Origin of the sequence: Pseudoalteromonas sp. SR41-1 (assembly GCF_014164015.1) — a bacterium.
Classification (GTDB): Bacteria; Pseudomonadota; Gammaproteobacteria; order Enterobacterales; family Alteromonadaceae; genus Pseudoalteromonas; species Pseudoalteromonas distincta.
This window is the reverse complement of the sequence record NZ_JACJEK010000040.1, coordinates 1,729-4,773: the sequence shown is the minus strand read 5'-3', so window position 1 is coordinate 4,773 and position 3,045 is coordinate 1,729. Positions and strand designations below refer to the sequence as shown.

Here is a 3,045-nt window from a genome sequence, read left to right as displayed (position 1 = left end):
TAAGTAATTTCTACTTTAGTCATATTAACTTCTGTCAAACTGTCGCATAAAACGCGTTTGGCGTTGTATGGTTAAGCCTCACGGGTAATTAGTACAAGTTAGCTTAATGGCTCACACCACTTCCACATCTTGCCTATCAACGTTGTAGTCTTCAACGGCCCTTCAGAGACTTTAAAAGTCTAGTGAGAACTCATCTCGAGGCCTGCTTCGCGCTTAGATGCTTTCAGCGCTTATCAGTTCCGAACGTAGCTACCGGGCAATGCCATTGGCATGACAACCCGAACACCAGCGGTTCGTTCACTCCGGTCCTCTCGTACTAGGAGCAACCCCTCTCAATTCTCAAACGCCCACGGCAGATAGGGACCGAACTGTCTCACGACGTTCTAAACCCAGCTCGCGTACCACTTTAAATGGCGAACAGCCATACCCTTGGGACCGACTTCAGCCCCAGGATGTGATGAGCCGACATCGAGGTGCCAAACACCGCCGTCGATATGAACTCTTGGGCGGTATCAGCCTGTTATCCCCGGAGTACCTTTTATCCGTTGAGCGATGGCCCTTCCATTCAGAACCACCGGATCACTATGACCTACTTTCGTACCTGCTCGACGTGTCTGTCTCGCAGTTAAGCTGGCTTCTACCATTACACTAACCGTACGATGTCCGACCGTACTTAGCCAACCTTCGTGCTCCTCCGTTACTCTTTAGGAGGAGACCGCCCCAGTCAAACTACCCACCAGGCACTGTCCGTAACCCCGATTCAGGGGCCAACGTTAGAACATCAAAACTACAAGGGTGGTATTTCAAGGACGACTCCACAACAACTAGCGTCGCTGCTTCAAAGTCTCCCACCTATCCTACACATGTAGGTTCAATGTTCAGTGCCAAGCTGTAGTAAAGGTTCACGGGGTCTTTCCGTCTAGCCGCGGGTACACAGCATCTTCACTGCGATTTCAATTTCACTGAGTCTCGGGTGGAGACAGCGTGGCCATGGTTACACCATTCGTGCAGGTCGGAACTTACCCGACAAGGAATTTCGCTACCTTAGGACCGTTATAGTTACGGCCGCCGTTTACCGGGGCTTCGATCAAGAGCTTCTCCCTAAGGATAACCCCATCAATTAACCTTCCGGCACCGGGCAGGTGTCACACCGTATACGTCATCTTGCGATTTTGCACAGTGCTGTGTTTTTAATAAACAGTCCCAGCCACCTGGTCACTGCGGCTCCCGTCCGCTTAGAGAGCAAGTCTCATCACAGATAGGAGCGTACCTTCTCCCGAAGTTACGGTACGATTTTGCCTAGTTCCTTCACCCGAGTTCTCTCAAGCGCCTTAGTATTCTCTACCTGACCACCTGTGTCGGTTTGGGGTACGATTCCATATAATCTGAAGCTTAGAGGCTTTTCCTGGAAGTATGGCATCAACAACTTCATCACCTTAGTGACTCGTCTCGTGTCTCAGTCTTAATAGCAACCCGGATTTACCTAAGTCGCCAACCTACTCACTTTCACATGGACTACCAACGCCATGCTTGTTTAGCCTGCTCCGTCCCCCCATCGCAATTATATCGAGTACAGAAATATTAATCTGTTTCCCATCGACTACGCCTTTCGGCCTCGCCTTAGGGGTCGACTTACCCTACCCTGATTAACATGGGATAGGAACCCTTGGTCTTCCGGCGTGGGAGTTTTTCACTCCCATTATCGTTACTCATGTCAGCATTCGCACTTCTGATACGTCCAGCATACCTCCCGGTACACCTTCAACCGCTTACAGAACGCTCCCCTACCACTCAGAATAAATTCTGAATCCGCAGCTTCGGTGCATAGTTTAGCCCCGTTACATCTTCCGCGCAGACCGACTCGACCAGTGAGCTATTACGCTTTCTTTAAAGGATGGCTGCTTCTAAGCCAACCTCCTGGCTGTCTGGGCCTTTCCACATCGTTTCCCACTTAACTATGACTTTGGGACCTTAGCTGGCGGTCTGGGTTGTTTCCCTCTTCACGACGGACGTTAGCACCCGCCGTGTGTCTCCCGGATATTACTTTACGGTATTCGGAGTTTGCAAAGGGTTGGTAAGTCGGGATGACCCCCTAGCCTTAACAGTGCTCTACCCCCGTAAGTATTCGTCCGAGGCTCTACCTAAATAGATTTCGGGGAGAACCAGCTATCTCCCGGTTTGATTAGCCTTTCACTCCTAGCCACAGGTCATCCCCTAACTTTTCAACGTTAGTGGGTTCGGTCCTCCAGTTGATGTTACTCAACCTTCAACCTGCCCATGGCTAGATCACCGGGTTTCGGGTCTATACCTTGCAACTAGTCGCCCAGTTAAGACTCGGTTTCCCTACGGCTACCCTATTCGGTTAACCTCGCTACAAAATATAAGTCGCTGACCCATTATACAAAAGGTACGCAGTCACCCAACAAGTGGGCTCCTACTGCTTGTACGTACACGGTTTCAGGTTCTATTTCACTCCCCTCACAGGGGTTCTTTTCGCCTTTCCCTCACGGTACTGGTTCACTATCGGTCAGTTGGGAGTATTTAGCCTTAGATGATGGTCCACCTATATTCAGTCAAAGTTTCACGTGCTCCGACCTACTCGATTTCACTTAAAATGTCTTTTCATGTACGGGACTATCACCCTGTATCGTGGCACTTTCCAGAGCCTTCCATTAACACATAATAAGCTTAAGGGCTGTTCCGATTTCGCTCGCCGCTACTTTCGGAATCTCGGTTGATTTCTTTTCCTACGGGTACTTAGATGTTTCAGTTCTCCGCGTTCGCCTCGTTAACCTATGTATTCAGTTAACGATACCTGCAAGCAGGTGGGTTTCCCCATTCGGAAATCCTAGTCTCAAGCGCTTTTTACTAGCTTGACTAGGCTTATCGCAAGTTAATACGTCCTTCATCGCCTCCAACTGCCAAGGCATCCACCGTGTACGCTTAGTCACTTAACCATACAACCCAAACGGGTCTTTGTTTTGTGACAGTTTAACTTCGCCAGAAGTCAATATTGAATACTAAAGTAGATACCAATCAATCAAC

The 3,045-nt window shown here is 49.3% G+C and carries 1 rRNA gene; it reads right to left on the bottom strand.

The window, feature by feature from the left end:
• Positions 1–67: 67 nt before the first annotated feature.
• Positions 68–2,957, bottom strand: a 23S ribosomal RNA gene (locus H5118_RS20260).
• Positions 2,958–3,045: the final 88 nt, after the last annotated feature.